Here is a 6,387-nt window from a genome sequence, read left to right on the forward strand (position 1 = left end):
TCTTGTTGGTGAAAATTCTCCTAATTTGTGTCCTACCATGTTCTCAGTTACATAAACTGGAACAAATTGACGACCATTGTGTACTGCGATAGTTTGTCCTACGAAATCAGGAGTAATCATAGATGCTCTAGACCAAGTCTTAACAACACCTTTGTTTCCTTTTTCAATATTTTCTTGAACTTTCTTATCTAATTTGTAGTGTACAAAAGGTCCTTTTTTTAATGAACGTGCCATGTCTATCTAATTATTTCTTTCTGCGTTCAACAATATACTTATTACTCGGGTTAACTTTAGAACGAGTTCTATAACCTTTAGCAGGAAGACCTTTTCTAGAACGTGGATGACCTCCAGATGAACGACCTTCACCACCACCCATTGGGTGATCGACAGGGTTCATAGCAACCGGTCTTGTTCTTGGTCTTCTTCCCAACCATCTTGTTCTACCTGCTTTACCAGATACAATTAATTGATGATCAGAATTAGATACTGCTCCAATTGTAGCTGAACAAGTCAACAAGATTAATCTTGTTTCACCTGAAGGCATTTTAATTGTAGCATATTTTCCATCTCTTGCCATTAATTGAGCAAAAGTACCTGCACTTCTAGCAATAGTAGCTCCTTGTCCGGGACGTAATTCAATACATGAGATTACTGTTCCTAATGGAATTTTACTTAATGGTAAAGTATTTCCAATTTCTGGAGAAGCCTCTTCGCCAGACACTACAGTCTGTCCTACTTGCAAGCCGTTTTGAGCAACGATATACGTTTTCTCTCCATCAGCATACCATAATAATGCGATAAAAGCAGTTCTGTTTGGATCATACTCAATTGATTTTACCTTAGCCGGAATACCAACTTTAGCTCTTTTAAAATCAATGATACGATATCTTTGTTTGTGACCACCGCCTGTATAACGCATGGTCATTTTTCCTTGACTATTTCTACCTCCTGAGTTTTTTATCGGTGCGATCAATGAACGCTCCGGCTTATCAGTTGTAATGGCGTCAAAACCATTAACAACTCTAAAACGCTGACCCGGGGTAATAGGTTTTAATTTTCTTACTGACATCTTATTCTATTAGATATTGTTGTAAAAATCTATTGTTTCTCCTTCTTGTACTTGTACAATTGCTTTTTTGTAAGCATTTGTCTTTCCACTTATCATACCACTTTTTGTGAATTTTGTAGTTCTATCTGGTCTAACATTCATTGTATTAACACTAACAACCGAAACTCCATAAGTAGCCTCAACAGCTTTCTTAATTTGTACTTTGTTTGCTTTTTTATCTACAACAAAACCAAAACGATTAAAAATTTCACCATCTTTGGTAATTTTTTCTGTAATTATAGGTTTAACTATGATACTCATGGCCTATTATTTGCTTAAATTTTCTTCTATTCCCTCTAAAGAACTCTCTAATAACACTAAATTATTCGCGTTTAAAATAGCGTAAGTGCTTAATTCTGAGTTAGTTACTACGCTAGAAGCTTTTAAATTGCGTGACGACAAATATACATTTTTATTTGAATCACCCAACACAAATAAAGATTTTTTATTTTCTAACCCTAAAGAACTTAAAACTGATAAAAAGTTTTTAGTGTTTGGAGTATCGAAAGTAAAATCTTCTACAACTACTAAATTAGATTCTTTTACTTTTAAAGAGAAAGCAGATCTTCTTGCTAAACGCTTTAAACTTTTGTTCAATTTGAAAGAATAACTTCTTGGTCTTGGACCAAAAACTGTACCTCCACCTTTGAACAAAGGATTCTTAGCACTACCAGCACGAGCAGTTCCCGTACCTTTTTGCTTTTTAATTTTACGAGTACTACCAGCAACTTCGGCTCTTTCTTTAGCTTTGTGAGTTCCTTGTCTTTGATTTGCTAAGTATTGCTTAACATCAAGATATACCGCATGTTTATTTGGCTCTATACCGAATACTGAATCAGAAAGTTGAACTTTTCTTCCAGTATCATTTCCTTTGATATCTAAAACTTTTACTTCCATTACTTCTGAATGATTACATAAGAGTTTTTGCATCCAGGAATAGCTCCTTTAACAACAAGTAGGTTCTTTTCAGCAACTACTTTCAAAACTCTAAGATTTTGTACTTTAACATTATCACCACCCATTCTTCCTGCCATACGCATTCCTTTAAATACGCGTGATGGATAAGACGATGCTCCTATTGATCCTGGCGCTCTCAAACGGTTGTGTTGACCATGTGTTGCTTGACCAACACCACCAAAACCGTGACGTTTAACAACACCTTGAAAACCTTTACCTTTTGACACACCTTGTACATCAACAAATTCTCCTTCGGCAAAAACACCAACTGTGATGCTATCACCAAGATTAAATTTACCTTCAAAACTTTGGAATTCAACGACTTTCTTTTTAGCAGAAGTACCAGCTTTTTTAAAGTGACCTAAATCAGCTTTAGTGGCGTGTTTTTCTGTTTTGTCATCGAAACCAAGTTGTAAGGCTTCATACCCGTCAACCTCAATGGTTCTGACTTGGGTAACGACACAAGGTCCAGCTTCGATTACTGTACAAGGAATATTTTTCCCGTTTTCATCGAATAAGCTAGTCATGCCGATTTTTCTTCCAATTAACCCAGACATATTAAACTATTTATTAATTATTAATTCTCTTTTTACTTTTTCAAAGAAGAAAGTATTAGAAGATTTTTTTTCAAAATTCTAATACTTAAATCTTAATCTATTTAAAGTAATTAAACTTTGATTTCTACTTCTACACCACTTGGCAACTCTAATTTCATTAGAGCGTCAATAGTTTTCGAAGATGAACTGTAAATATCAATTAGTCTTTTGTAAGACATAACTTCAAATTGCTCTCTCGATTTTTTATTAACGTGTGGTGAACGTAATACAGTAAATATTTTTTTGTGAGTTGGTAATGGGATTGGACCCGTTACAACTGCACCTGTACTTTTTACAGTTTTTACAATCTTTTCAGCAGATTTATCTACCAACATGTGATCGTAAGATTTTAATTTTATTCTAATTTTTTGACTCATCTTGATAAAAATTATGCGTTTCCTTTTGCTTTTTTGATAACTGCTTCAGAGATATTTGAAGGTGTTTCTGCATAGTGAGAAAATTCCATTGTAGAAGTTGCTCTACCAGATGAAAGTGTTCTCAATGTAGTTACATAACCAAACATTTCTGATAATGGAACGTCAGCTTTAATAGTTTTAGCTCCATTTCTGTCTCCCATGTCGTTTACTTGACCTCTACGACGGTTGATATCGCCTACGATATCTCCCATGTTTTCTTCAGGTGTAATAACTTCCATTTTCATGATCGGCTCAAGAATAATTGCTCCTGCCGCTTTTGCTACTTCTCTATAACCCATTCTTGCTGCTAATTCAAAAGAAAGAGCATCTGAATCGACTGGGTGAAAAGATCCGTCTGTCAAAGTAACTTTCAAACTATCTACTTGGTAACCAGCTAATGGTCCAGTTTTCATAGCTTCACGGAAACCTTTTTCTACAGATGGAATATATTCTTTTGGAACGTTACCACCTTTTACCGCATTAACAAATTGCAATCCTACAGGAACTTTTCCATCAACTTCATCCGCTGGCTGTAAAGTAAATACGATATCACCAAATTTACCACGACCTCCAGATTGTTTTTTGTAAGTTTCTCTATGTGTTGCAGTTTTAGTGAAAGCTTCTTTGTATTCAACTTGAGGCTCACCTTGATTAACTTCAACTTTAAATTCACGTTTCATTCTATCAACAAGAATATCTAAGTGTAACTCACCCATTCCTGAAATGATAGTTTGACCTGAAGCTTCATCAGTTCTAACTGTAAATGTTGGATCTTCTTCAGCTAATTTAGCTAAAGCCATACCCATTTTATCAACATCAGCTTTAGTTTTTGGCTCAATAGCGATACCAATAACTGGCGCTGGAAATTTCATAGACTCAAGTATAATTGGGTGTTTCTCATCACACAAAGTATCTCCAGTTTTGATATCTTTAAATCCAACTGCTGCTCCAATATCTCCAGCTTCGATGTAATCGATTGGATTTTGCTTGTTAGCATGCATTTGATAGATACGCGAAATTCTTTCTTTATTTCCTGAACGAGTGTTCAAAACATAAGAACCTGCATCTAAACGACCAGAGTAAGCACGGAAGAAAGCTAAACGACCTACGAATGGGTCAGTAGCAATTTTAAATGCTAAAGCTGCAAACGGCTCTTTTACATCTGGCTTACGTAATATTTTAGTTTGATCTTCTTCTAATAAATCAGCATCATCTGGATGAATTCCTTCGATACCGTCTTTATCCATTGGAGATGGCAAATATTTACATACTGCATCTAACATGAATTGAACTCCTTTATTTTTGAAAGAAGAACCAGCAATCATAGGAATGATAGCCATATCCATAACAGCTGCTCTTAATGCTGTATTTATTTCTTCTTCTGTAATTGATGACTCGTCTTCCATGAATTTTTCAAGTAAGTTCTCGTCATAATCAGCTACTGCTTCAATAAGAATTGATCTATACTCTTTAACTTCTGCAAGCATGTCTTCTGGAATAGGCACAATCTCGTAAGTTGCCCCCATACCTTCTTCATCCCAAACGATTGCTTGATTTTTAACTAAATCTACAACACCTTTGAAATCATTTTCTTCACCAATTGGCAAAGTAATTGCAACTGCATTAGACTTTAGCATATCTCTTACTTGTTGACATACCATCAAAAAGTTAGATCCTTGTCTGTCCATTTTATTAACAAAACCGATACGTGGCACACGGTATTGATCAGCAAGTCTCCAGTTGGTTTCTGATTGTGGCTCAACACCATCAACAGCAGAAAATAAGAAAACTAAACCATCAAGTACACGCAACGAACGGTTTACCTCTACGGTAAAATCAACGTGTCCAGGTGTATCAATAATATTAAAGTGATATGGTAATGTTTCGGGCAATTTTTTACCTTGAACAGTAGGAAAATTCCATTCACAAGTTGTAGCTGCAGAAGTAATTGTTATACCTCTTTCTTGCTCTTGCGCCATCCAGTCCATTGTTGCAGCACCATCGTGTACTTCACCAATTTTGTGTGATTTTCCTGTATAAAAAAGAATACGCTCTGTTGTTGTTGTTTTACCAGCATCAATATGGGCAGCAATTCCTATATTTCTTGTATATTTAAGTTCTCTAGCCATTTCTTAGTAATTAAAATCTAAAATGTGAGAATGCTTTATTTGCTTCAGCCATTTTGTGAGTATCCATTCTCTTTTTAACCGCAGCACCTTCTTCTTTAGCCGCAGCTAAAATTTCACCTGATAGTTTTTGAGCCATAGATTTCTCATTTCTTCTACGAGCATAAAGAAGCATCCACTTCATTGCCATAGAAATTTTTCTGTCTGGACGAATTTGCATTGGAATTTGGAATGTAGCTCCACCAACTCTACGACTACGTACTTCTACGTGAGGCATAACATTGGTTAACGCATCTTTCCAAACCTCTAATGATGATTTCTCGTCATTATTCTTTTTTGCTTCTACGATATCCATTGCATCGTAAAATACTTTAAACGCTGTAGATTTTTTACCATCCCACATCAAGTTGTTCACGAAACGTGTAACTAATTGATCATTAAATTTTGGATCTGGTAAAAGTGGTCTTTTCTTTGCCGCTCTTTTTCTCATTTCTTCGTTTTTTTGTTATTGATTTTTATTTTTAAAATAAAATTCAGATAACTAGTTTAGATTTACTTTTTTGCTTCTTTTGGACGTTTTGCACCGTATTTAGATCTACGTTGTGTTCTTCCTGCTACACCAGATGTATCTAGCGCACCACGAACAATGTGGTATCTAACTCCTGGTAAATCTTTTACTCTTCCGCCTCGCACTAATACTATCGAGTGCTCTTGTAGATTGTGTCCTTCTCCTGGGATGTAAGCATTCACTTCATTTCCGTTAGTCAAACGTACACGCGCAACTTTACGCATTGCAGAGTTTGGTTTTTTTGGAGTAGTAGTGTAAACACGCGTACAAACACCTCTTCTTTGAGGACAAGAATCTAAAGCAACCGATTTACTCTTCTTAGTGATTTGAGTTCTTCCTGTTCTTACTAATTGTTGAATTGTTGGCATAATTAATACTAAAATTTCTTATATATTAAATTTCCCGCTTTTTACGGGGTTGCAAATGTAGAAAATATTTTTTACTCTACAAACGTTACATCACTAATTTTAATAAGAAAATTTAATACAACCATAAAGATCACAAAAACGGAATATTTACGTTATATTTATTTCGATAAAAACTGTTCCCTTGAAAATATATTTTTCCTTCATTTTTACATTTCTTTTTTGCCAGACCTCCTTTGGGCAAAATTTAA

The 6,387-nt window shown here is 35.1% G+C and carries 9 protein-coding genes; all 9 read right to left on the reverse strand.

The window, feature by feature from the left end:
- A partial coding sequence (rpsS, locus tag ACH2CG_RS03160) for a 30S ribosomal protein S19 (RefSeq protein WP_395062118.1) occupies window positions 1-234 on the reverse strand: 234 nt, incomplete at its 3' end.
- A gap of 10 nt (window positions 235-244) precedes the next feature.
- Complete coding sequence (rplB, locus tag ACH2CG_RS03165) at window positions 245-1,069, reverse strand: 50S ribosomal protein L2 (protein ID WP_395062120.1); 825 nt, start codon at window positions 1,067-1,069, stop codon at window positions 245-247.
- Between the two features lie 9 nt (window positions 1,070-1,078).
- Complete coding sequence (rplW, locus tag ACH2CG_RS03170) at window positions 1,079-1,369, reverse strand: 50S ribosomal protein L23 (protein WP_395062122.1); 291 nt, start codon at window positions 1,367-1,369, stop codon at window positions 1,079-1,081.
- Window positions 1,370-1,375: 6 nt separating this feature from the next.
- On the reverse strand, window positions 1,376-2,005 hold the full coding sequence (gene rplD / locus ACH2CG_RS03175; protein ID WP_395062124.1) for a 50S ribosomal protein L4: 630 nt from the start codon (window positions 2,003-2,005) through the stop codon (window positions 1,376-1,378).
- Window positions 2,005-2,622 carry a 50S ribosomal protein L3 gene (rplC, locus tag ACH2CG_RS03180; protein ID WP_395062126.1) on the reverse strand — a complete coding sequence of 206 codons (618 nt, stop codon included), beginning with the start codon at window positions 2,620-2,622 and terminating at the stop codon, window positions 2,005-2,007. Before rplC ends, rplD begins: the two co-directional genes overlap by 1 nt.
- A gap of 110 nt (window positions 2,623-2,732) precedes the next feature.
- Window positions 2,733-3,038, reverse strand: coding sequence for a 30S ribosomal protein S10 (gene rpsJ, locus ACH2CG_RS03185; RefSeq protein ID WP_035125647.1), 306 nt, complete (start codon window positions 3,036-3,038; stop codon window positions 2,733-2,735).
- Window positions 3,039-3,049: 11 nt separating this feature from the next.
- Window positions 3,050-5,206 (reverse strand): elongation factor G, encoded by a 2,157-nt coding sequence (fusA, locus tag ACH2CG_RS03190; RefSeq protein ID WP_395062128.1) that lies wholly within the window; start codon window positions 5,204-5,206, stop codon window positions 3,050-3,052.
- 10 nt (window positions 5,207-5,216) lie between these two features.
- Complete coding sequence (rpsG, locus tag ACH2CG_RS03195; protein WP_035125645.1) at window positions 5,217-5,693, reverse strand: 30S ribosomal protein S7; 477 nt, start codon at window positions 5,691-5,693, stop codon at window positions 5,217-5,219.
- 62 nt (window positions 5,694-5,755) lie between these two features.
- Entirely contained in the window at window positions 5,756-6,139 is a 384-nt protein-coding gene (gene rpsL, locus ACH2CG_RS03200; protein WP_007136570.1) for a 30S ribosomal protein S12, read from the reverse strand.
- Window positions 6,140-6,387: the final 248 nt, after the last annotated feature.

This window comes from Flavobacterium sp., assembly GCF_043778725.1.
GTDB lineage: Bacteria > Bacteroidota > Bacteroidia > Flavobacteriales > Flavobacteriaceae > Flavobacterium.